Source organism: Shinella sp. GW835-FHT14H05 (assembly GCF_058793575.1).
Genome location: NZ_JBXAFY010000004.1, coordinates 194,044 through 215,150 on the forward strand (window position 1 = coordinate 194,044; position 21,107 = coordinate 215,150).

Annotated in this window: 20 protein-coding genes and 1 riboswitch; of the genes, 12 read left to right on the forward strand and 8 right to left on the reverse strand. The window is 66.2% G+C overall.

Annotated features, from left to right (window positions below):
- The first annotated feature begins 65 nt into the window (after nucleotides 1-65).
- The 4 genes from AC1Q6Z_RS15500 (at nucleotide 66) to coaBC (ending at nucleotide 6,275) form a co-directional block, all read left to right on the forward strand.
- Complete coding sequence (locus AC1Q6Z_RS15500; RefSeq protein ID WP_492648456.1) at nucleotides 66-3,671, forward strand: TonB-dependent receptor domain-containing protein; 3,606 nt, start codon at nucleotides 66-68, stop codon at nucleotides 3,669-3,671.
- Nucleotides 3,672-3,716: 45 nt separating this feature from the next.
- On the forward strand, nucleotides 3,717-4,520 hold the full coding sequence (locus tag AC1Q6Z_RS15505) for a potassium channel family protein (RefSeq protein WP_435266743.1): 804 nt from the start codon (nucleotides 3,717-3,719) through the stop codon (nucleotides 4,518-4,520).
- A 137-nt stretch (nucleotides 4,521-4,657) separates the two neighbouring features.
- Nucleotides 4,658-4,885 (forward strand): hypothetical protein, encoded by a 228-nt coding sequence (locus AC1Q6Z_RS15510; protein WP_492648457.1) that lies wholly within the window; start codon nucleotides 4,658-4,660, stop codon nucleotides 4,883-4,885.
- 184 nt (nucleotides 4,886-5,069) lie between these two features.
- A complete protein-coding gene (coaBC, locus tag AC1Q6Z_RS15515) occupies nucleotides 5,070-6,275 on the forward strand; it encodes a bifunctional phosphopantothenoylcysteine decarboxylase/phosphopantothenate--cysteine ligase CoaBC (protein WP_492648458.1) in 1,206 nt (401 codons plus the stop codon).
- Here the strand turns inward: coaBC and AC1Q6Z_RS15520 are convergent.
- Nucleotides 6,268-7,089 (reverse strand): class II glutamine amidotransferase, encoded by an 822-nt coding sequence (locus AC1Q6Z_RS15520; RefSeq protein WP_256118117.1) that lies wholly within the window; start codon nucleotides 7,087-7,089, stop codon nucleotides 6,268-6,270. The genes coaBC and AC1Q6Z_RS15520 overlap by 8 nt on opposite strands.
- A 245-nt stretch (nucleotides 7,090-7,334) precedes the next feature.
- On the opposite strand from AC1Q6Z_RS15520, the gene AC1Q6Z_RS15525 reads away from it, so the two are divergent.
- From AC1Q6Z_RS15525 to AC1Q6Z_RS15535, 3 genes are all read left to right on the forward strand, one after another.
- Entirely contained in the window at nucleotides 7,335-7,739 is a 405-nt protein-coding gene (locus AC1Q6Z_RS15525) for a GFA family protein (protein WP_492648459.1), read from the forward strand.
- A 2-nt stretch (nucleotides 7,740-7,741) separates the two neighbouring features.
- Nucleotides 7,742-8,542, forward strand: coding sequence for an AraC family transcriptional regulator (locus AC1Q6Z_RS15530; protein ID WP_492648460.1), 801 nt, complete (start codon nucleotides 7,742-7,744; stop codon nucleotides 8,540-8,542).
- Between the two features lie 73 nt (nucleotides 8,543-8,615).
- Nucleotides 8,616-9,230 (forward strand): LysE family translocator, encoded by a 615-nt coding sequence (locus tag AC1Q6Z_RS15535; RefSeq protein ID WP_492648461.1) that lies wholly within the window; start codon nucleotides 8,616-8,618, stop codon nucleotides 9,228-9,230.
- Here AC1Q6Z_RS15535 and thiD read toward each other — a convergent pair.
- Both thiD and AC1Q6Z_RS15545 read right to left on the reverse strand, forming a co-directional pair.
- Nucleotides 9,227-10,036 (reverse strand): bifunctional hydroxymethylpyrimidine kinase/phosphomethylpyrimidine kinase, encoded by an 810-nt coding sequence (gene thiD / locus AC1Q6Z_RS15540; protein WP_492648462.1) that lies wholly within the window; start codon nucleotides 10,034-10,036, stop codon nucleotides 9,227-9,229. The genes AC1Q6Z_RS15535 and thiD overlap by 4 nt on opposite strands.
- Nucleotides 10,037-10,077: 41 nt before the next feature.
- Nucleotides 10,078-10,172, reverse strand: a riboswitch (TPP riboswitch).
- A gap of 58 nt (nucleotides 10,173-10,230) precedes the next feature.
- A complete protein-coding gene (locus AC1Q6Z_RS15545) occupies nucleotides 10,231-11,811 on the reverse strand; it encodes a peptide chain release factor 3 (protein ID WP_256118122.1) in 1,581 nt (526 codons plus the stop codon).
- A gap of 93 nt (nucleotides 11,812-11,904) precedes the next feature.
- Between AC1Q6Z_RS15545 and dut the strand changes: the two genes are divergently transcribed.
- Together dut and AC1Q6Z_RS15555 are read left to right on the forward strand one after the other, a co-directional pair.
- A complete protein-coding gene (dut, locus tag AC1Q6Z_RS15550) occupies nucleotides 11,905-12,378 on the forward strand; it encodes a dUTP diphosphatase (protein ID WP_492648463.1) in 474 nt (157 codons plus the stop codon).
- Between the two features lie 4 nt (nucleotides 12,379-12,382).
- A complete protein-coding gene (locus tag AC1Q6Z_RS15555; RefSeq protein ID WP_492648464.1) occupies nucleotides 12,383-13,273 on the forward strand; it encodes a GNAT family N-acetyltransferase in 891 nt (296 codons plus the stop codon).
- On the opposite strand, the gene AC1Q6Z_RS15560 is transcribed toward AC1Q6Z_RS15555, so the two are convergent.
- Complete coding sequence (locus AC1Q6Z_RS15560; RefSeq protein WP_492648465.1) at nucleotides 13,274-13,906, reverse strand: LysE family translocator; 633 nt, start codon at nucleotides 13,904-13,906, stop codon at nucleotides 13,274-13,276.
- A gap of 129 nt (nucleotides 13,907-14,035) precedes the next feature.
- Here AC1Q6Z_RS15560 and AC1Q6Z_RS15565 point away from each other — a divergent pair, with 129 nt between their 5' ends.
- The 3 genes from AC1Q6Z_RS15565 (at nucleotide 14,036) to AC1Q6Z_RS15575 (ending at nucleotide 16,208) form a co-directional block, all read left to right on the forward strand.
- Complete coding sequence (locus tag AC1Q6Z_RS15565) at nucleotides 14,036-14,653, forward strand: LysE family translocator (protein ID WP_256118126.1); 618 nt, start codon at nucleotides 14,036-14,038, stop codon at nucleotides 14,651-14,653.
- Nucleotides 14,654-14,786: 133 nt separating this feature from the next.
- Nucleotides 14,787-15,755 (forward strand): cysteine synthase A, encoded by a 969-nt coding sequence (gene cysK / locus AC1Q6Z_RS15570; protein WP_435266753.1) that lies wholly within the window; start codon nucleotides 14,787-14,789, stop codon nucleotides 15,753-15,755.
- Between the two features lie 54 nt (nucleotides 15,756-15,809).
- On the forward strand, nucleotides 15,810-16,208 hold the full coding sequence (locus AC1Q6Z_RS15575; protein ID WP_492648466.1) for a VOC family protein: 399 nt from the start codon (nucleotides 15,810-15,812) through the stop codon (nucleotides 16,206-16,208).
- 42 nt (nucleotides 16,209-16,250) lie between these two features.
- Here the strand turns inward: AC1Q6Z_RS15575 and AC1Q6Z_RS15580 are convergent, their stop codons facing one another.
- From AC1Q6Z_RS15580 to AC1Q6Z_RS15595, 4 genes are all read right to left on the reverse strand, one after another.
- On the reverse strand, nucleotides 16,251-17,783 hold the full coding sequence (locus AC1Q6Z_RS15580; protein ID WP_492648467.1) for a YifB family Mg chelatase-like AAA ATPase: 1,533 nt from the start codon (nucleotides 17,781-17,783) through the stop codon (nucleotides 16,251-16,253).
- A 198-nt stretch (nucleotides 17,784-17,981) separates the two neighbouring features.
- Nucleotides 17,982-18,926 carry a glutathione synthase gene (gene gshB, locus AC1Q6Z_RS15585; protein WP_492648468.1) on the reverse strand — a complete coding sequence of 315 codons (945 nt, stop codon included), beginning with the start codon at nucleotides 18,924-18,926 and terminating at the stop codon, nucleotides 17,982-17,984.
- A 70-nt stretch (nucleotides 18,927-18,996) separates the two neighbouring features.
- A complete protein-coding gene (locus AC1Q6Z_RS15590) occupies nucleotides 18,997-19,989 on the reverse strand; it encodes an endonuclease/exonuclease/phosphatase family protein (protein ID WP_492648469.1) in 993 nt (330 codons plus the stop codon).
- The gene (locus AC1Q6Z_RS15595; protein WP_492648470.1) at nucleotides 19,986-21,095 is read right to left on the reverse strand and encodes a sn-glycerol-3-phosphate import ATP-binding protein UgpC; all 1,110 of its coding nucleotides are present in this window, start codon (nucleotides 21,093-21,095) and stop codon (nucleotides 19,986-19,988) included. The genes AC1Q6Z_RS15590 and AC1Q6Z_RS15595 overlap by 4 nt, the downstream gene beginning before the upstream one ends.
- Nucleotides 21,096-21,107: the final 12 nt, after the last annotated feature.

Sequence of the window (21,107 nt, forward strand, 5' to 3'; positions counted from 1 at the left end):
GCGTTGACAACACCGGGAAATTGCATCCATATCGTCGCCTCCGAGGGTGGACGAAACCAGATCACATGCGTGCGTTGCAGCTGGGCGTGAGCGCCCTTGCGATCGTTGGAAGCTTTTTGCCGGCGTCCGCCGAGGTTTTTCCGCGCGGCTCCGTGGCCGATGGTGCCGTCGTCGACCGGAAATCCGGCGAGGAGGTCCGTTTCGTGGACATCGAGGCGTGGCGCGGCGTCGAGGTCAACCAGGACCTCATTGCCGGCGATACGCTGCGCACCAACGCCGTCGGCAGCCTCGCCATCCGCTTTTCCGACAACACGCTGGTGCGCATGGCGCGCGAGACGATCCTGCGCGTGCGCAAGATCGGCAGCACGTCCGACAGCGAACTCAACCTCGAAGGCGGCACGATCTGGGGCCGTGCGGAACGCGGTGGCACCGGCCTGACCGTCGATACGCCGGCAGCCGCGGCCGCCATCCGCGGCACCGACTGGACGCTGCGCGCCGAGGGCGACCGCACGGTGCTGACGGTGCTCGAAGGCACGGTCGAGCTTTCGAACGCGCAAGGCACGGTGACCGTCGGCCAGGGCGAAGGCGCCGTCGCGACGATCGGCCAGGCGCCGCGCAAATATATCCTCGTCAATCTGGAAGAGCGCGAGCAGGTCCTGCTCTATGGCGAAATCCGCGGCGTCTTCAACGGCCTGCCGATCAGCGGCGAGGGCACGCGCGACGCGCGCGGCGAGCGGCTCGGTATTCTCGCCAGGCCCGAAGCCAACCGCAGCCGCGAGGACTGGCTTAAGCTCGCGGAAACCGCGCTCGCCTATGACGGCCGGGCAGCGGCAGCCGCCGCCCTCGCGCACCTGCCCCGTCCGCTGCCGGTAGCGCTGGAGGCCCGTGCAACGCTGGTCGAGGCGATGATCGCCGGCCAGGCCACGCGGTATGACGAGGCGATCCGGCTGTTCCGCAAGGCCCTGCCGCAGCTTTCCGGCGAGCGGCGCACCATGGCACGCTACGGCGAATGGATCGCGATCTCGCTGAAATACCCGGACGCCCGGGTGAAGACCCCTTCGCTGAACCGCACGCCGGCAACCATCGGCGAGGCGATCGCGCAGGCGACCGTCGTTACCCATATGCAGGGCCAGGTCGAGGCGATCGAGATCCTTAAGAAGGCCGAACGGCGGTTTCCCGACGAGTCCAGCCTGCCGGCGATGCGCGCCAGCCTCGCCTATGAACTCGACCGGCGCGACGAGGTGCGCGAGGCGCTGGCGCGCGCCCGGTCGCTCGATCCGAGCGACCCGTCCCATCTGCTGGTCAGCGCCCGCTTCCGCGCCACCGTTTCGAGCGATCTCGACGGCGCGCTGGCCGATCTGACGCAGGCCGTGGAGGCAGCGCCTGGCGACGATGCCGTCTGGAACGAGATCGGCATCATCCAGAGCGACCGCAACGCCATTGTCGAGGCGGATGCGGCGCACCGGCGCGCGATCTGCCTCAACCCGGAAAATGCCGTGCTGCATGCCAACCATGCGCGCTTCCTGATGGATCACGACCAGATGGCCGCCTCAAAGCGGGCAATCGATGCCGGCGAGGCGCTCGACCCGACCTCCTATGCCGTGCTCGCCGCCAAAGGCCGCTACCTCCTGCGCATGGGCAAGACGGCCGAGGGCGAAAAGACGCTGCAAGAGGCCGCCGCCGTCAACCCGACCGCCGGCGACGCGCTGATCGGCCTTGCGATTGCCAACTTTCAAAGCGGTGCGACAGAAGAGGCCGCGCAGGCACTCGACAATGCCGACCGCTTCGACCGCGACAATCCGAGCGTCTCGCTGATGCGCGCCGGCATCGCGGTCGAGGAATTCCGCGCCGACGACGCCATCCTCAACGCCCGCGAAGCGCTCCGCCGCCGCCAGGCCCGCGGCGGGTATTACACCGGGTATGATGCCAACCGGCAGGTTTCGTCGGTGCTGGGCTCGACCCTCGACAATATCGGCCTCAACGAGTGGAGCCAATATTACAAGGACCGCGCCTTCGACCCGTTCATCGCAACAAGCTATGACGACGAGCAAAGGGCGGGCCAGCTCAGCCCCTTCATCAGCGTTCCGCCGCTGGGGTTGTCCCGCTATCCTGCGGGCTCGATCTACCTGCCGACGAACCTGCAAAGCCTGATGCTCGACCCTTTGGCCGTCGCCGCCGAGGAACGCGTCAACTCCCTCGAACGCCGCAGCTTCATCGAGACGGCCCTGACCGCCGGTCTTTCCTCCGAAAGCGCGGAACTGGGCTGGAACGGCGACATCAACGTCAAGGGCACCAGCTACGGCGCCATTCCGCTGAGCTACAACCTCCAGGGCCAGATCAGCCGACCGGAGGGTGAGCGCGACAACGACACGAACGATTTCGAGGGCGGGGTCTTCGAATTGGGCCTGCGGCCGACCCTCGTCGACAATATCTACCTGTTCGGAAGCTCTTCACGTTCCGTGACGGGCTATCCCGGCCCCCTCTTCTCTCCCACGCCGGCAGACCAAAGCACCGGCAGAGACACGATGCTCGGCGCGGCCTGGAGCCATACGATCTCGGACAAGAACGTCATCCAGGCCTTCGGCATGTTCGAGCATTCCAACACGTCCGACTATTTCGAAACGGCCGACGAGGTCGGTCCCTATAGTGTCGAAACCCCCTCACGCGGCGACACGAAGAGTTTTGGCCTCAGCCATCTCTTCGGCATCGGATCGCTCACCGTGCGCTATGGCGCCGAGGCGGTCGACTACAAGTCGCGCAACGCCCAGATCTTTACCGACCTGACCACAGGCGAGATCTTCCGGCGTGACGACTATGCATCCGACGGCAAGGCGGCCCGCCTCTACGCCGATGCCACCTATGACTTTTCCCCCGACCTGCAAGTGCAGGGCGGCGCCTATTATTCATGGTTCGATTCCGGCAGCGGCGTCTTCGAAACGGTGGATCCCCGCATCGGCATTGCCTGGGCACCCGTCGAAAACCATTGGCTGCGGGCCTATTACCGGCGGGATACGCAATATCCGGTGACGCAGACCCTCTCTCCGGTCTCGACCGTAGGGCTCGTGCCGCTGCAACTGCCTTCCTTCTACCAGGGGCATGCGCGCACTGCGGCCGTGCGATGGGATGCGGAATGGAGCGAGCGGTTCTTCACCTCGCTCGAATACCAGAACCTCCACTTCGACAGCGTTTCGATCGGCATTCCTGGCTTCTTCAACTGGTTCGAAACCAGCCAAGGCGAAATCGACAGGATCAGCCTCAGCGCGAACTACTGGGTCGGCAACGGCCTTGGAATTTTCGGCTCCTTCACCTGGAACGAGAACAAGGACACGACGCCGGGGATTGGCAGCGACACCACGCTGCCGCTGGTGCCCGACTATGTCGGCCAGGTGGGTTTCACCTATGTCCACCCCTCGCGGTTCACGCTGAGCGTCGCACAGACATTCGTCGGAGAAAGGCTCGGCGGTCAGATCAGGGACGAAGCAGGGAATCTCCACCTGTTTGATCTTGACAGCTACTCGACGACCGACGCCGCCGTGACCTGGAAATCCGAGAGTGGCCATCTCGAAGTCGCCCTCCAGCTGCTCAATGCCTTCGATACCGATATCGACATGGCCTTCGATACGCCCGCCCCCGGCCGCACCTTCCTCGCGACGATGAAGGCCAGGTTCTGATCTGTCCCGCTTGACCGGGACGGGGCCGGCGCTAGTCTTTCGATCATGGCCGATGAACCGCTGAGCGTGACCCCACCGCAACCCTTTCTCGAACGGGCGCGCCGGCAGTTGCGCGGGCTTTATTTCGGGCGGGACCGGGAGGCGATCCGCTTCCAGGTCGCGATGCTGCTGATCGACATCGCGATCCTCTGCTTCTTCATCGCGGGTCCCTATCTGCGCACCGGGCCGGCCTATATCATCGTCGATTATGCCATTGCCCTGGTCATCGCCTTCGAACTCGCCGCCCGGGCGCTGATCGCGCCGAACCTGCGCTATTTTGCAATGCGGCCGATGACCTGGGTGGATATCATCGTGCTCGGCACGCTGCTCTTTCCGGGCCAGTTGCACAATTTCGCCTTCCTGCGGGTGCTGCGCATCTGGGCGATCAGCCAGAGCAAGCTCGTGACGCTGCTGCTGCGCCGTTTCGGCTATGGCGACCTGGAGGACATCATCCAGGCCTGCGTGAATTTCCTCGTCTTCCTCTTCCTCGTCACCGGCTTCGTCTACAGCAATTTCTTCTACGGCGCGGATGGCTTCGAGGGTTTCGTCGACGCGCTCTATTTCTCGGTCGCGACCGTCACGACGACCGGCTTCGGCGATATCGTGCTGCCCGGCACGCTCGGCAAGCTCACCTCCATCGTCACGATGATCATCGGCATTTCGCTCTTCGTGCGGCTCGCGCAGGCGATCTTCCGGCCGTTCAAGGTGACCTTTCCCTGCCCTGAATGCGGCCTCTCGCGCCATGAGGCGGATGCCGTACACTGCAAGGCCTGCGGCCACGTGCTGAACATTCCCGACGAAGGCGCCTGAAAACCTGAAAACCACCCCGTCTTGGCCCGTTGCAGGCAGTTCACCTCCCGCCGGTAAGGTGGTAATTTAGAAAAGCCGGAATAAGCGGCGCAGTGCAGAGCAGACCGAATTCTCCAAGGGCCAGAGGGGAACGTCCCATGCGCAATATCATTCTATCCGCAGCCATCGCAGTCTTTTCCTTCGGCGCTTTCGCCGCACCGTCGCTCGCCGGCATCATGCCGGATGCAGCAGGCCTGCGGTCGACAAGCCTCGTCGAACCCGTGACGCACTATTACGGCCACAAGCCGAAGTGCTTCTGGAAGAAAATCAAGAAGTACGACTACTACGGCAACCTCATCATCAAGAAGGTGAAGGTCTGCCATTAAGCCGCGCCTCTTGGCGCGGTGGCCGCGTCTTGTGACGCGGTAAGCCACGTCTCTTGACGTGGTGAGGCGGTATCCGGGGGGATCCGCCGCCGGGGCAGACTTGGAAATGCCGCTGCAACGGGGTAGGACGGGGTGACCGTCCTCGCCGGGGATGGTCGTGCGCTTTAAAAGCCCGGGACCCGCCATGCCGCTTGCAGGAAAACGCATCCTCCTCGTCATCTCCGGCGGCATCGCCGCCTACAAGAGCCTCGACCTGATCCGCCGGCTGCGCGAGCGCGGCGCGGAGGTGCGCCCGGTCATGACCGCAGGCGCGCGCGAATTCGTGACGCCGCTTGCCGTCGGCGCGCTTTCGGCGGGCCATGTCTATACGGACCTCTTTTCGCGCGAGGACGAGCAGGATGTCGGGCACATCCGGCTGGCGCGCGACTGCGACCTCGTCGTCATCGCTCCCGCCACGGCCGACCTGATGGCCAAGATGGCGAACGGCCTTGCCGACGACCTCGCCTCCACCGTGCTGCTCGCCACCGATCGCCCGGTGCTGCTGGCGCCCGCCATGAACCCCAAGATGTGGTCGCACCCGGCGACCCGGCGCAATGTCGAGACGCTGCGCAAGGATGGGCTTTCTTTCATCGGTCCCAATGCCGGCGAGATGGCGGAAGGCGGCGAGGCCGGCTTCGGCCGCATGGCGGAGCCGCTGGAAATCGTCGCTGCCGTGGAAGCCCTGCTCGACGGGGGGAAGAAGCCGCTGGCCGGCCGCACCGCCATCGTCACCTCCGGCCCGACCCATGAGCCGATCGACCCGGTGCGCTACATCGCCAACCGCTCCTCCGGCCGCCAGGGCCATGCCATTGCAGCAGCGCTCGCCCGGCTGGGTGCGAAGGTGACGCTCGTCTCCGGCCCCGTCACGCTGCCCGACCCAACGGGCGTCACGGTCGTCAAGGTCGAGCGGGCGGACGACATGTTGCAGGCGGTGCTGGCCGCGCTGCCGGCGGATATCGCAGTGATGGTCGCGGCCGTTGCCGACTGGCGGGTGGCAACGCCGAATGCGGAAAAAATCAAGAAGCAGCCGGGCGAAGGCCCGCCGCCGCTGATGCTGACGGAAAACCCGGACATCCTGAAGACCGTCGGCCATCACGCCAAGCGGCCGAAAATCGTCGTCGGTTTTGCCGCGGAGACGCAGGACGTCGAGAACAATGGCCGGGTGAAACTTCAGAAGAAGGGCGCCGACCTCATCGTCGCCAATGACGTTTCGCCGGAAACCGGCATCATGGGCGGTACGCGCAACAGCGTGAAGCTGATCACCGCCGCCGGCATCGAGGAATGGCCGGAGCTTGCCAAGGAAGACGTCGCCGGCCGCCTGGCCGACTGGATTGCCGAAAAGCTTACCTGACGAGGGCGAGCTTGGTGTCCATGCCGCTTGCCGGACGACCGGCGGGCGAGAAGATGCGCACGTCGACGCCGTTTTCGCCCAGCACCACGGCGCTGCCGTCCGGAATTTCCACCCAGGCTTCCGTGTCGTCGTTCAGCGGCTCGGAGACGAGGCAGTAGCCGCCGGTCGCGCCCATCGGTGCTGCATAGAGCGTCGGGGCCGCGTAGTCCGTCGCGTAGCGCACGGCATAGAGCTGGTCGCCATCGGTGAAGGCTGCGGTGAAGCGCACGAGCACCCGGCGTTCCAGATGCGCCGCCAGCCGCTCGACGAAGGCGATCGTCTCGGCCATGGCGCCGAGCGGATCGCGCGCCAGGCCGAATTGCAGGGCGAGCAGGAAGAGCAGCTCCGAATCCGTCGAGCCGGTGCGGGCATTGTAGAGGTCGTTGTCGAGCATGGTTTCGAGCGGCCGGCGCAGGTGCTCGAAATCGGCGATCTGGCCATTGTGCATGAAGGACCAGATGCCGTTGACGAAGGGATGGCAATTGTCGCGCCGCGTGCCGCCGCCGGTGGCGGCCCGCACATGGGCGAGGAACAGCGGCGAGCGCACCTGGCGGGCAATGCTGCGCAGGTTGCAGTCCGACCAGGCGGGCAGGATATCGCGGTAGCGGCCGGGCTCCGGGCGCTCGCCATACCAGGCGATGCCGAAACCGTCGCCATTGGTCGCCGTCTTGGCGCGGGTGGCGCAGTGGGATTGTTCGATCAGCGAGTGGGCGGGCGAGGACACCAGTTCCTCGAGGTAAAGCGGTTCTCCGCGATAGGCTGCCCAACGGCACATGAGGCTATTCTCGCTTTCGAAGACCGGCGACGAACCGGCGTTTGACCAGACGCATTAACCATGGCACTGCCCTGATTTTCAACGCAAATGGGTAAAAATGCGTTAACGAATGTAAACGGGCCGAAACCATGCGTGTCATTCTGATGACAGGGCGCCGGGTTCGCAGTTTCTTGCGGAACAGGATGCCCCTGCGGTTGACCCCGCGGCATCGCGGCCTATCCTTTCCGATGAGAGAAGGATGCAGCATGAAAATCGACGGGCAGTGCCATTGCGGCTTCGTGACCTATGAGGCCGAGATCGACCCGGACAAGGTGGCGATCTGTCATTGCACGGATTGCCAGAGGCTGACCGGCTCGCCCTATCGCGTCACCGCCAGCGTGCCGCGCGACGCCCTGCGCCTCACCGCAAACCCGCCGAAACTCTACACCAAGAGCGCCGAAAGCGGCCGCAAGCGCCTGCTCTATTTCTGCCCGGAATGCGGCACGCCGCTTTTTTCGACCGGAACGGGCGAATCGGCCGAAACCTGGGGCATCCGCTGGGGCAGCATCAACCAGCGCGCCGGCCTGAAACCGGTGCGCCAGATATGGTGCACCTCCGCCACCGACTGGTTCGGCGAGACGGCCGCCCTTCCCGGCGTGATGCGGGATTGACCATGGCGGCCGAGCGCTTCCAGATCTTCAGGACGGGCATCGACGGCATCGAGGCCGTCATCGCCGACAGCCGCCTGAGTTTTGCGCGCCACACCCATGAGACCTACGGCATCGGCGTTGTCGAGCGCGGCGCGCAGAAATCGGCAAGCGGGCGCGGCATGGTCGAGGCCGAAGCCGGCAATACCATCACCGTCAATCCCGGCGAGGTGCATGACGGCGCGCCGCTGGGCGACGCCCCGCGCGCCTGGCGCATGCTCTACATGCAGCCGGCTATAGTTGCGGCCGCAGCGGAGGATATTTTCGAGGGCCGGCCGTGCGCGGAATTTCATGCGCCGGTGCTGAAGGACGGCCGCATTGCCGGGCTCGTTTCGGCGCTGCTCGCCTCCCTACTCGACGAGCGCGCCGCTGCCCTCGCCCGGGACGAACGCCTCCTCCTGCTGCTCGCCGCCGCCTTGCAGGAGCGGGCACCCAAGCGCGAAACCATCGCCTCCTCGGCCATTGCGCAAGCCCGCCAACGGCTCGACGAGGACCCGGCCGCCAGCGCCACGCTGGACGATCTTGCGGCGGATTGCGGGCTCGGCCGCTTCCGGCTTGTGCGTGACTTCGCCCGCAGCACGGGCCTGACGCCGCATGCCTATCTGCTCCAGCGCCGGACGGAGCGCGCGCGGCGGCTCATCGCGACAGGCACCTCGCTTGCCGAAGCTGCCATCGAGGCCGGGTTTGCCGACCAGAGCCACATGACGCGCAATTTCACGCGCCGCTACGGCTATACGCCGGGCGCCTATCTCGCGGCCCGCGCCTGACTGCAATTTCGTTCAAGACCACCGCCGCCCTTCCGGTGTTTCCTACCGCCTCCCCGCCGCATGGAAACCGGACATGACCACAGAATTCCTCATCACCTCGCTCGTCGTCATCCTCCTGCCGGGCACCGGCGTGATCTATACGCTGGCGCTCGGCATCAGCGGCGGCTTTCGCGCCGGCCTGCTTGCCGCCTTCGGCTGCACGCTCGGCATCATCCCGCATATCGTCGCCTCCGTCGTCGGCCTTGCCGCGGTGCTGCATGCGAGCGCGCTCGCCTTCGAGGTGCTGCGCTATGTCGGTGTCGCCTACCTGCTCTTCATCGCCTGGAGCATGCTGAAGGACAGCAACGCGCTGGATCTCGGGCCGGATCAGGCGCCCGCCGAAAAGGCACTGCGCATCGTGCGCAAGGGCATCCTCACCAATATCTTCAACCCGAAACTCTCGCTGTTCTTCCTCGCCTTCCTGCCGCAATTCGTGCCGGCGCAGGCGCCCGACGCCACGGCGCAGATGCTCTTTCTCGGCGGCATCTTCATGCTGCTGACCTTCCTTGTCTTCGCCCTCTACGGCGCGCTCGCCGCGGGGCTGCGCCAGCAGGTGCTGAGCCGGCCAAGGATCGTGGTGTGGACGCAGCGCAGCTTCGCCGCAGCGCTCGGCCTGATGGGCTTGCGGCTGGCGCTGGCCGACCGCTAGTTCCAGAGCGCGTGAAAATGATGCAACGGCCCGTGGCCAGAGCCGACGTTCAACGCGTGGGAGCTGCGCACCGCGCCGGCGATGAAACTCTTCGCCGCCGCCGCGGCATCGGTAAGCGTGCGCCCCTTGCCGAGCTCCGCGGCGATCGCGCTCGACAGCGAGCAGCCGGTGCCATGGGTGTTGCGCGTCAGCACGCGCACGCCTTCGAACCAGTGCAGCCAGTCCGGCGTCGCCAGCACATCCGGGCTCTCGGCGCCCGGCAGATGCCCGCCCTTGAGCAGCACCGCCTTTGGCCCGAGCGTAAGAAGCCGCCTTGCCTGATCCTCCATGCCCGCCCGATCGATGGCTTCGGGTTCGCCCAGGAGGGCGGCGGCTTCCGGCAGGTTCGGCGTCAGCACGGTGGCGCGCGGCAGCAGCCGGCGCGTCAGTGCCTCGACCGCCTCCTGCGCCAGCAGGGACGCGCCACCCTTGGCGACCATCACCGGATCGAGCACGATCGGCAGGCCGCGGCGCGACGACAGGCTGTTGGCAACGGCTTCGGCGATGTCGGCCGAGGCGATCATGCCGATCTTCACGGCATCGACGCGCACATCGCTGAAGACATCCGCAATCTGCGCCGCGACGAAGGCCGGCGGCACGAGATGCACGCTGGAAACGCCTTGCGTGTTCTGCGCCGTCAGCGCGGTCAGAACAGCCATGCCGTAGGTGCCACGGGCCGCAAAGGTCTTGAGGTCGGCCTGGATGCCGGCGCCGCCGGAAGGGTCGGACCCTGCGATCGAGAGAATGTTTGCAATCGTGTCGGCCATCTCGCCTCCCTGCGACGGAGGCGGCCAACGGGCGGCAGCAAGCCGGCACCCGTTCGACTCCCTCCGCCGGCATGATCCGGTTCAGGTTCAAAGGGTGCTTCTCAGCCCGCTCACGCGGACGCCCCCGTCTCGGGGGCGGTTTTCGCAAATGATGCGGCACCTGTCACGCCGAAAGTGGCAAGTGCGCGATCCGATCACGCCTTGGTGACGTGGTATTCCTTGATGGCAACCATCTTGATGGCCGGATAGCGCTCCGATTCATAGCGCAGCGAGAAGGAATCCTGCGCCAGGAACACCGGATCGCCATCGAGGTCGCGGGCGATATCGCCGCGGCGCTGGGTGACGAACTTTTCGAGTTCGGCCGCGCTGTCCGACGAAATCCAGCGGCAAACGGAGAAGCGAGACATTTCGAAGGAGACCGGCAGGCCGTATTCACCCTGGAGCCGCTCCTTCAAGACGTCGAGCTGCAGCGCGCCGACGACGCCGACGATGGCGGGCGAGCCGTCCTCCGGCGAGAAGAGCTGCACGACGCCCTCTTCCGCCATCTGCTGGAGCGCTTCCTTCAGCTTCTTCGCCTTCATGGCGTCTTCCAGCCGCACGCGGCGCAGAATTTCCGGCGCGAAGTTCGGCACGCCTTCAAAGACCAGCGCCTCGCCTTCCGTCAGCGTATCGCCGATGCGGAGCGTGCCGTGGTTTGGAATGCCCACCACGTCGCCGGCATAGGCCGTATCGGCGAGCTGGCGCTGCGAGGCGAAGAAGAACTGCGGCGCCGACAGGCCGATCTGCTTGCCGGTGCGGGCGAGCCGCACCTTCATGCCGCGCTCCAGCATGCCGGAGCAGACGCGGGCAAAGGCGATGCGGTCTCGGTGGTTCGGGTCCATGTTCGCCTGGATCTTGAAGACGAAGGCCGTCATCTTGTCCTCGGACGCATGGACCTTGCGCACATCCGCCACCTGGTCGCGCGGCGGCGGCGCGACGGCGCCGAGCGCGTTGATGAGGTCGCGCACGCCGAAATTGCGCAGCGCCGAACCGAAGAAGACCGGCGTCAGGTGACCTTCGAGGAAAGCCTCGCGGTCGAACGGCCGGCAGGCCTCGCGGGCAAGCTCCAGCTCCTCGATGAAGGCGGTGCGTTCGTTTTCCGGCAGGTTTTTCGCCACCACCGTCGCATCGTCGATCTTCGTCGGCTGCACCTGCGTATCCGAGCCGCGGAAGGTGCGGTCGGCGAGATGATAGGAGCCACAGAACGACTTCGACCGGCCGACGGGCCAAGTGATCGGCGCCGTATCGAGCGCCAGCTTCTCTTCCACCTCGTCCAAAATCTCGAACGGGTCGCGGCTCTCGCGGTCCATCTTGTTGACGAAGGTGATGATCGGGATGTCGCGCAGGCGGCAGACTTCGAACAGCTTCAGCGTTCGCGGCTCGATGCCCTTGGCGGCGTCGATGACCATGACGGCCGCATCCACCGCCGTCAGCGTGCGGTAGGTGTCGTCCGCGAAGTCTTCGTGGCCGGGCGTGTCGAGAATGTTGAAGACGTTGCCGTCATATTCGAAGGTCATCACGGATGTGACGACCGAGATGCCGCGTTCGCGCTCGATCTTCATCCAGTCCGAGCGGGTCTGGATGCGGTCCTTCTTCGCCTTCACTTCGCCGGCGAGCTGGATGGCGCCGCCGAACAGAAGCAGCTTTTCGGTGAGGGTGGTTTTACCGGCGTCCGGGTGCGCGATGATCGCGAAGGTGCGGCGGCGGGAGACCGCCTCGGCAAGGGTTTCGGCCATTTTCTGCAATATCCTGTGAGTTGCCGCGGTCTTTACAGGCTCCGCCCGGAAGATGCAATTGACGGGATTGTGCCGTGGCCGGCTTATGGGCGCATGAACGCGCACGCCCCCACCCAGCCCACCCTTTCGCTCGTCCGCCTGCCGCATGGCGAGGGCATCGAGCTTCCCGCCTATGAGACATCGGGTGCCGCCGGCATGGACCTGCGCGCCGGCGTGGCCGTCGATGCACCGCTGACGCTGGCCCCGGGAAAACGCGCGCTCGTGCCGACCGGTTTCGTCTTCGAAATCCCGCACGGCTACGAGGGGCAGATCCGTCCCCGTTCCGGCCTCGCCTTCAAGCACGGCATCACCTGCCTCAACACGCCGGGCACGGTCGACAGTGATTATCGCGGCGAGGTGAAGGTGCTGCTCGCCAATCTCGGTGAAGAACCCTTCGTCATCGAGCGCGGCATGCGCATCGCGCAGATGGTGATTGCGCCCGTCACGCAGGTCGCCGTGCGCGAGGCGACGGAAACCAGCGAAACCACCCGCGGCGCCGGCGGCTTCGGCTCCACGGGCGTGCGCTAGAACCATGCCTGCCGACCGGCCGGGGCTGGTCCTCCGCTCCGACTATCTGGGCGACAGCGCCGCCTGGCGCGCGCTTGCCAATCTACTGGAAGACACGTTCGGCATCGACATCACCGCGCTCGACCGGCTGGGCGGGCCGGACCCGACCAGCGTGCCCTTCGCGTGGTTCGACGCCGCAGGCACCTGCATCGCCAATATCAGCGCCTTCTCGCTGCCGCTCGTCATCAACGGCACCTTCGTGCGCGCCGCCGGCCTGCAATCCGGCGCCGTGCGGCCGAGCCATCGCGGTCAAGGGCTTTTTCGCGACGTGATGGAGGCGGCGCTCGACCATTGCGATGCGGAAGGTTTCGAAGCGGTCGCGCTGTTGACCGACAAGCCGGACCTCTACACGCACCTTGGTTTTCGCGTGCTGGCGCAGCATCGGTTTGCCGGCGCTGCACCCGTGGGAGGGCGCGCCAGCCCGGTTCGGCGGCTGGACATCGGAAGCGAAGCCGACATTGCCTTGCTTAGCCGGCTACTGGATGGCCGCCGGCCAGTGTCCGACCGTTTCGCGCCGCTGCGGCAGCGGGAAATGTTCCTCTTCAACGCATCGCTGATGCCGGACCTGCGGCTCGACCTGATGGAAGAGCACGATGCCGTCATTGCCTGGCAGGCGGGCGAGGACGGCGGCTTTGAACTGCTGGATATCGTCGGCGCTCACATCCCGCGCCTCGCAGATATTGTGGCGAGCCTGCGGGTCGCACCCTCTCGGGTCATCGTGCACTTTGCGCCCGATCATCTGGGATGGGACGGCAAGGCCGTTTCGGATGAGGGCGATATGGTGCTCATGCTGCACGCCGCGCCCGATCTGCGACCGGACCAGCCCTTCGCATTGTCGCCGATGGCGGAGTTCTGATCAGCGGCGGGCTTCCATCGCCATGCGCAGCGCGAGCCCGGCCAGCACCGTGCCCATCAGCCAGCGCTGCACCAGAAGCCAGCGCGGGCGGGCGGCGAGGAGCGCGGCAATCGAGCCGGCCGAAACGGCGATCAGCGCGTTGACGCTGACGCTGATGGCGATCTGCGTGCCGCCGAGCACGAGCGATTGCAGAAAGACGCTGCCTTCTGCCGGATCGATGAACTGCGGCAGCAGGGACAGGTAGAGCACCGCGATCTTCGGGTTCAGCAGGCTCGTCAGGAACCCCATCAGGAAGAGTTTCCGGTTGCCGTCGCGCGGCAGGGCCTTGACCTCGAAGGCGGAGCGGCCGCCGGGGCGCAGCGCCTGCCAGGCGAGCCAGGCAAGGTAGAGCACGCCGGCAAGCCGCAGCGCATCATAGGCATAGGGCACCGCCATCACGAGTGCGGTGATGCCAAGCGCCGCCGACAGCATATAGAAGACGAAGCCGAGCGCCACGCCGCAGAGCGACACGAGGCCAGCCGCCGGCCCCTGGCAGATCGAGCGGGAGACGAGGTAGATCATGTTTGGCCCCGGGGTGAGCACCATGCCGAGCGCGATGAGGGCGAAGGCGGCAAGGCCGGTCAGGTCTGGCATGGCATGCTCTCCTTGGACGATCTGACGAAGGACTATCCCGCAGCCGCGCTTGCGGCAAGGCGCCGGCCGCAAAACCATTGCCGCAGGATATCGGCGGCGCTAAAAGAGCGTCAGCCCAAGGAGCCTGCCATGACCATTGCCGTGCTGATCGCCTATTGCGGTGCGCTGTTCATCGCCGCCATCATTCCCGGTCCCGGGATCACGGCGATCGTCGCCCGCGCGCTCGGCTCCGGCTTCCGGCCGACCTTCTTCATGGGGCTCGGCCTCATCCTCGGCGACATGATCTATCTCACCGCGGTCATCCTCGGCCTCGCCTTCATCGCGCAGACCTTCACCACGACCTTCATGCTGATCAAGATCGCCGGCGCCCTATATCTCGGCTACATCGCCTGGAAGCTCTGGACGACCGGCCTCTTGCCGCAGAATATCGAGGCGCGGCGCTCGACCAGCATGACCATGTCCTTCCTTTCCGGCCTGTTCGTGACGCTCGGCAATCCGAAGACCATGCTGTTCTACGTGGCGCTCGTGCCGACGCTGGTCGACCTCGAAGCGATCGGCCTTGAGGAATATGGCGTGTTGCTCGCCGCGACCTTCGTCGTGCTGCTGATCGTGCTCGTGCCCTATATCGCGCTTGCCTCGCGCGCCCGGCTTCTGCTTAAGCAGCCGAAGGCGTTGCAGCGGATGAACCGCGTGGCCGCAGGCATTCTCGCCGGCACGGCCGCCTATATCGCGACCCGCGCGGCCTGAGGTTATCGATCCGGCTTTTCCCGGATCGGTGTCCGAATATTCCGCTTCGAACGCTTTTGTCGCGAAATCCGGACTCGTCTCCGGCGGCATTCGCTCCTATCTTCTCCGGTAACGAGAACCGAGGGAGCCCCCGATGACCGACACCCGCAAGCCCGGCCGCGGCCGAATCTACGCCTCCATCACCGAGACGATCGGCGACACGCCGATCGTGCGGCTCGACAAGTTCGCCAAGGAGAAGGGCGTCGTCGCCAACCTTCTCGCAAAGCTCGAATTCTTTAACCCGATCGCCTCCGTCAAGGACCGCATCGGCGTTGCAATGATCGAGGCGCTGGAAGCGCAGGGCAAGATCACGCCCGGCAAGTCGACGCTGGTCGAGCCGACCTCGGGCAATACGGGCATCGCGCTCGCCTTCGCCGCCGCCGCCAAGGGCTATCGCCTCATCCTCACCATGCCGGAGACCATGTCCGTCGAGCGCCGCAAGATGCTGGCGCTGCTCGGCGCCGAACTGGTGCTGACCGAGGGGCCGAAGGGCATGAAGGGCGCGATCGCGAAAGCCGAGGAACTGGCCGCCAGCATTCCGGACGCCATCATTCCCCAGCAGTTCGAAAACCCGGCCAACCCGGAAATTCACCGCAAGACGACGGCCGAAGAGATCTGGAACGACACGGAGGGCGCGGTCGACATCCTCGTTTCCGGCATCGGCACCGGCGGCACGATCACCGGCGCCGGCCAGGTGCTGAAGGCGAAGAAACCCGGATTCAAAGTCATCGCAGTGGAGCCGGCCGACAGCCCGGTTCTTTCCGGCGGCAATCCCGGCCCGCACAAGATCCAGGGCATCGGTGCCGGTTTTGCCCCGGCGATCCTCGATACCTCGGTCTATGACGAGGTCGTTCCGGTCACCAATGACGAGGCCTTCGAAAATGCCCGCCTCGTTGCGCGGCTCGAAGGCGTGCCGGTCGGCATCTCGTCCGGTGCGGCACTGGCCGCCGCCGTCAAGGTGGGCAGCCGTCCGGAAAATGCCGGCAAGACCATCGTCGTCATCATCCCCTCCTTCGCCGAACGCTATCTTTCGACTGCGCTTTTCGAAGGCCTCGGCGGCTGAGATCGGGCGGCCCGTTGCGCCAGCGCGCGGCGGGCCTTTCCCATACGGGACAGCATGATCCATCACCTCTCCCTCGGCGTTTCGGATATTGTGCGCGCAGCCGCCTTCTATGACGCCGCGCTCGCGCCGCTCGGCTGTGGACGGGTCTGGTCGGATATCCGGCCCGGCGAACCGGACCAGGCCGTCGGCTACGGACCGCCCGGCGGCGGCGACAAGCTCGCCCTCAAGGAGCATGGCGATGCCGCCGTGGCACCGGGCACCGGCTTCCATGTCGCCTTTGCCGCGCCGGACCGGCAGGCCGTGGATGCTTTCCATCAGGCAGCCCTCGCCGCCGGCGGGCGCGACAATGGAGCCCCGGGGCTTCGGCCCGATTATGGATCAACCTATTATGCTGCCTTCGTCATCGATCCAGACGGGCACCGGATCGAAGCGGTCTTTAAGGGTCCGGCCTAGTATCAGCGGACGGCTGGCGTTGATTCCGCCCCCGCCGCGCAATCACGCCGTTGCCGCCATTCGATCCCCGACAATGCGATAAGAAATTGCTTCCGCCAGGTGGATGCGGCCGACGATTGCGGCTTCGTCGAGATCGGCCAGCGTGCGGGCCACCTTGAGGATGCGGTGGTAGCCGCGGGCGGAGAAGCGCATCTTTTCCGCGGCGTCGCGCAGGAGCTGGAGGCCGCCGGGATCGGGTTCGGCGACCTTTTCGACGAGCGCCGTCGAGGCGCGCGCATTGCTCGTCACGCCGCCCATGCCGAGACGGGCGAAACGGTCGATCTGCAAGGCCCGGGCGCGGGCGACGCGGCGGGCGACGGTTGCACTCGCCTCGGCCGCCATCGGGCGGATGAGGTCCGTGGCGGAGACGGCGGGCACGTCGATGCGGATATCGATGCGGTCCATCAGCGGGCCGGAGACGCGGGCCTGGTACTCGCTCATGCAGCGCGGGCCGCGGGCGCATTGGCGGCCGGGTTCTCCCGCCATGCCACAGCGGCAGGGATTCATGGCGGCGACGAGCTGGACGGCGGCGGGGTAGCTGACGCGATGGTTGGCGCGCGCGATGATGCATGCGCCGGTTTCGAGCGGCTGGCGAAGCGCATCGAGCGCCTGCGGCGAGAATTCCGGCAGTTCGTCGAGGAAGAGCACGCCATTATGGGCAAGCGAGGCCTCTCCCGGCCGTGCCCGGGCGCCGCCGCCGACGAGGGCGGCCATGGTGGCGGAGTGGTGCGGCGTGCGGAAGGGCCGACGGTCCGACAGGCGTCCGCCGGAGAGCTGGCCGGCGATGGAGTGGATCATCGAGACTTCGAGGAGCTCCGCCGGCGAGAGCGGCGGCAGGATGGCGGCAAGGCGGGCGGCGAGCATGGACTTTCCCGAACCGGGCGGGCCGACCATCAGGAGATTGTGGTTGCCGGCGGCCGCCACTTCCAGCGCCCGCTTGGCGCTTTCCTGGCCGCGGATATCGGCGAGATCCGGCAGGTCGCCGGCCGGCGCGCGGATCGCCGGGGCGGGGCGCGAGAGGACCTGCGTGCCCTTGAAATGATTGACCAGCGCGATGAGGCTGCGCGGCGCGAGAATATCAAGCCCGCCGCCGGCCCAGGCGGCTTCCGCGCCGTTTTCCGCCGGGCAGATCACGCCCTTGCCGAGCGCATTGGCGCCCATGGCGGCAGGCAGCGCGCCGGCGACTGCGGCAATCGTGCCGTCCAAGTTAAGTTCGCCGATGACGACATAATCGTCCAGCGCATCGCCCGGCAGGGCGCCGAGCGCCACCATGAGGCCGAGCGCGATGGCGAGGTCGTAATGGCTGCCCTCTTTCGGCAGATCGGCGGGCGCGAGATTGACCGTCACCCGCTTCGGCGGCAGCGAGAGGCCGGAGGCGTGCAGGGCTGCCTGCACCCGCTCACGGCTTTCGGCGACCGCCTTGTCCGCCAGGCCGACGATCTGCATGCCGACCTTGCCGGGCGCCACCATGACCTGGACATCCACGGGCACGCCTTCGATGCCCTGAAACGCAATCGTGCTGACCCGCGCCACCATGATGGACTCCGCTCGCCCTGGCCGAAAACGACCCTCGCAACCGCCCCTGGGTTGCAGCTGGAAATCTGGCATGGAATTCGGAATGAAACAAGAACAATTATAGAACTTGCGCAAAGATTTTCCGCGTGCTGGTTGTGCACGGTTGCATTTGCGGAACGAAGGCGGGACGTTCGCGAACGGAACGCCCCGCGCGCACCATTAGCGCTTCTTTTCGATAGCATCCCAGAGCAGGGCGGCGATGTCGGCGCCGCCGAATTTCTTCACTTCGCGGATGCCGGTGGGCGAGGTCACGTTGATCTCGGTCATGTAGTCGCCGATGACGTCGATGCCGACCAGCAGGAAGCCGCGCTCGCGCAGCGCGGGGCCGATGCGGGCGCAGATTTCCTTTTCGCGCGCCGTCAGCTCCGTCGGCTCGGGGCGGCCGCCGGCATGCATGTTGGAGCGGGCATCGTGTTCGGCGGGCACGCGGTTGATGGCGCCGACGGGCTCGCCATCGACGAGGATGATGCGCTTGTCGCCCTTGCGCACGTCCGGCAGGTATTGCTGGGCGATGAAGGGTTCGCGGAACATCTGCCCGAACATTTCCAGGAGCGACGAGAGGTTGCGGTCGTCCTTCGTCGAATGGAAGACGCTGGCGCCGCCATTGCCGTAGAGCGGCTTCAGGATCATGTCGCCCATCTCGTCGCGGAAGCGGCGGATTTCGACCGGATCACGGGTGATCAGCGTTGCCGGCATCAGGTCGGCGAATTCGGTGACGAAAATCTTTTCCGGCGAGTTGCGCACCCAGGCGGGGTCGTTGACGACGAGCGTCTTGGGGTGGATGCGCTCCAGCAGGTGCGTCGACGTGATGTAGGACATGTCGAAGGGCGGGTCCTGGCGCAGCAGCACCACGTCCATGGTCGAGAGATCGATGCGCTCCGGGGCGCCGAGCGTGTAGTGGTCGCCCTTGACGTCGCGCAGTTCCATCGGCTCGACGGTGGCGTAGACCGTGCCGTCGCGCAGGCTGAGACGATCCGGCGTGTAGTGGAAGAGCTTGTAGCCGCGGTTTTGCGCCTCGATGCTCATGGCGAAGGTGGAATCGCCGGCGATATTGATGGTCGACACATGGTCCATCTGGACCGCGACGTTCTTGATCTTTGCCATGAAAAGTCCCCTCAGGAATGCCCGACACATTTAAGGTGCCCGAGGGGCGAGCGCAACGGGCGCGCGTCGCTCAGGCGAAACCGTCGATGCGGCAGGTGATGAGGTCGTGGTCGGAAAGCGGCCGGCCGGCCGGCGAGAGCGAGGAGACGATGCGCGTATCGGAGACCGCAAGGCCGCGCGACAGGAACCAGTCGAGCTTCATCGAGCGTTCGGGCCAGCGGGTGATGAGGCTGGGGCGCGTCGTCATGACGTCGAGCGGGCCGCCGTGGCGGGTAAAGCCGCGCTCGGCGGCGCGGGCGAACAGGCCTTCCGCTTCGAAATCGCCGTCGGCGTGGTTGCCGGTGTTGAGATCGCCGCCGATGAGCATGGGGCGGCCGGGGAAGGCCTCCTCCAGCGCATCGATGAGGCCGACCATCTGGCGCTCGCGATAGGAGGCCGTGGTGGCGCTTTCGAAATGGGTGGAGGCCAGCACGAGCGGGCCGGATTCGGTGTTGATCACCGCGCCGATCGCCATGCGCTCGCCGAGCCGCGGCTGGTCGACCTCGCCCGTGAACCACAGGCGCTCGCCGGGAAGGCGCAGCAGGAAGGCTTCGTGCAGCGGCACGGTGGAAAGCAGACTGTTGCCATGCAGGCCGCGACGGTTGAACTGGTCCTTGCAGAATTCCAGTTCAGTATCGGAGCCGAGGCCGAGTTCGACGAATTCGACGCCGTAGAGATAGGCCATGCCGAGCTCTTCGGCGACTTCCGCCGTGGTGTGGCGCTGGCGGGTGCGGGCCATGCCGTCGTCCATCTCGGAGAGCAGCACGATCTCGGCACCGGTGGCACCCAGATGTTCGGCGCTTTCCATTGGAAACAGACAACGCTCCAGGTTCCAGGCGGCGACCGTGAAGGGGAAGGGCAGCGGCTCGGCGCGTTCGGCGCTGCCGCCGGCCTCCACCGCATTCATGCAGGCGAGATCGGCCATATGGGCGTCGTGCGCGGCGATGGATTTTTCGAGGCCGGCAATGGCGGCGCGTTCTACGCTGGTGGGAGCAGCCAGCCGGCCGACGGTTTCGCGGATCATGATGCGGCGACCTCCATGGCGGGAATGCTGGCTGCGACGGCGCCCTCGCCCACCCAGTCGATGCGCTGGCCGCTCTTGCTGTCGAAGAAGTGCAGCTTGGCCGTGGCGATGGAGAGCGAGGCGGTTTCCGGCAGCGGGATTTCGGAGGGGATGGCCGCGACGAGCGGCTGGTCGCCGACGACGCCGTGCACGAGGCGCTGCGAGCCCAGTTCCTCGACATAGTCGATGCGGAACGGCAGGTCGCCCTTTGCGCCGTCGTGGATATGCAGGTCTTCGGCGCGCAGGCCGACGGTCACCGCACCCTGCGTCGGCACCGTCGCGCCGAGATCGATGAGGGCGGGGCCGAGCGCGAGCTTGCTACCGTGCAGCTCGCCGGTGACGAGGTTCATGGCAGGCGAGCCGATGAAGCTCGCGACAAAGGTGGTGGCGGGGCGGTGGTAGACGTCGAGCGGGCGGCCGATCTGCTCGATTTTTCCGCCGGAAAGCACGACGAGCCGGTCGGCAAGCGTCATGGCTTCGAGCTGGTCGTGTGTGACGTAGATCGAGGTCGTGCCGACGCGGCGTTGCAGGCGCTTGATCTCGCCGCGCATGGAGACACGCAGCTTGGCGTCGAGGTTGGAGAGCGGCTCGTCGAAGAGGAAGGCCGAGGGCTTGCGCACGATGGCGCGGCCCATGGCGACGCGCTGGCGCTGGCCGCCGGAAAGCGCGCGCGGCTTGCGCTCCAGATAGGGCTGGAGTTCGAGCATGCGGGCGGCTTCCGCCACGCGGGCGTCGATCTCGGCCTTCGGCGTGCGGCGGTTTTTCAGGCCGTAGGCGAGGTTTTCGTAGACGGACATATGCGGGTAGAGCGCGTAGTTCTGGAAGACCATGGCGATGTCGCGGTCTGCCGGATCGATCTCGTTGACGACGCGGTCGCCGATCGTCACGCTGCCCTCGCTGATCGCCTCCAGCCCGGCGACCATGCGCAGCAGAGTCGACTTTCCGCAGCCGGACGGGCCGACCAGCACGATGAACTCGCCGTCGGCGATGTCGATCGAGACGGAGCTGACCGCGGTGACGCCGCCATTGTAGATCTTGGATACGTCCTTGATACCGATCGATGCCATGGGACAGGCTCC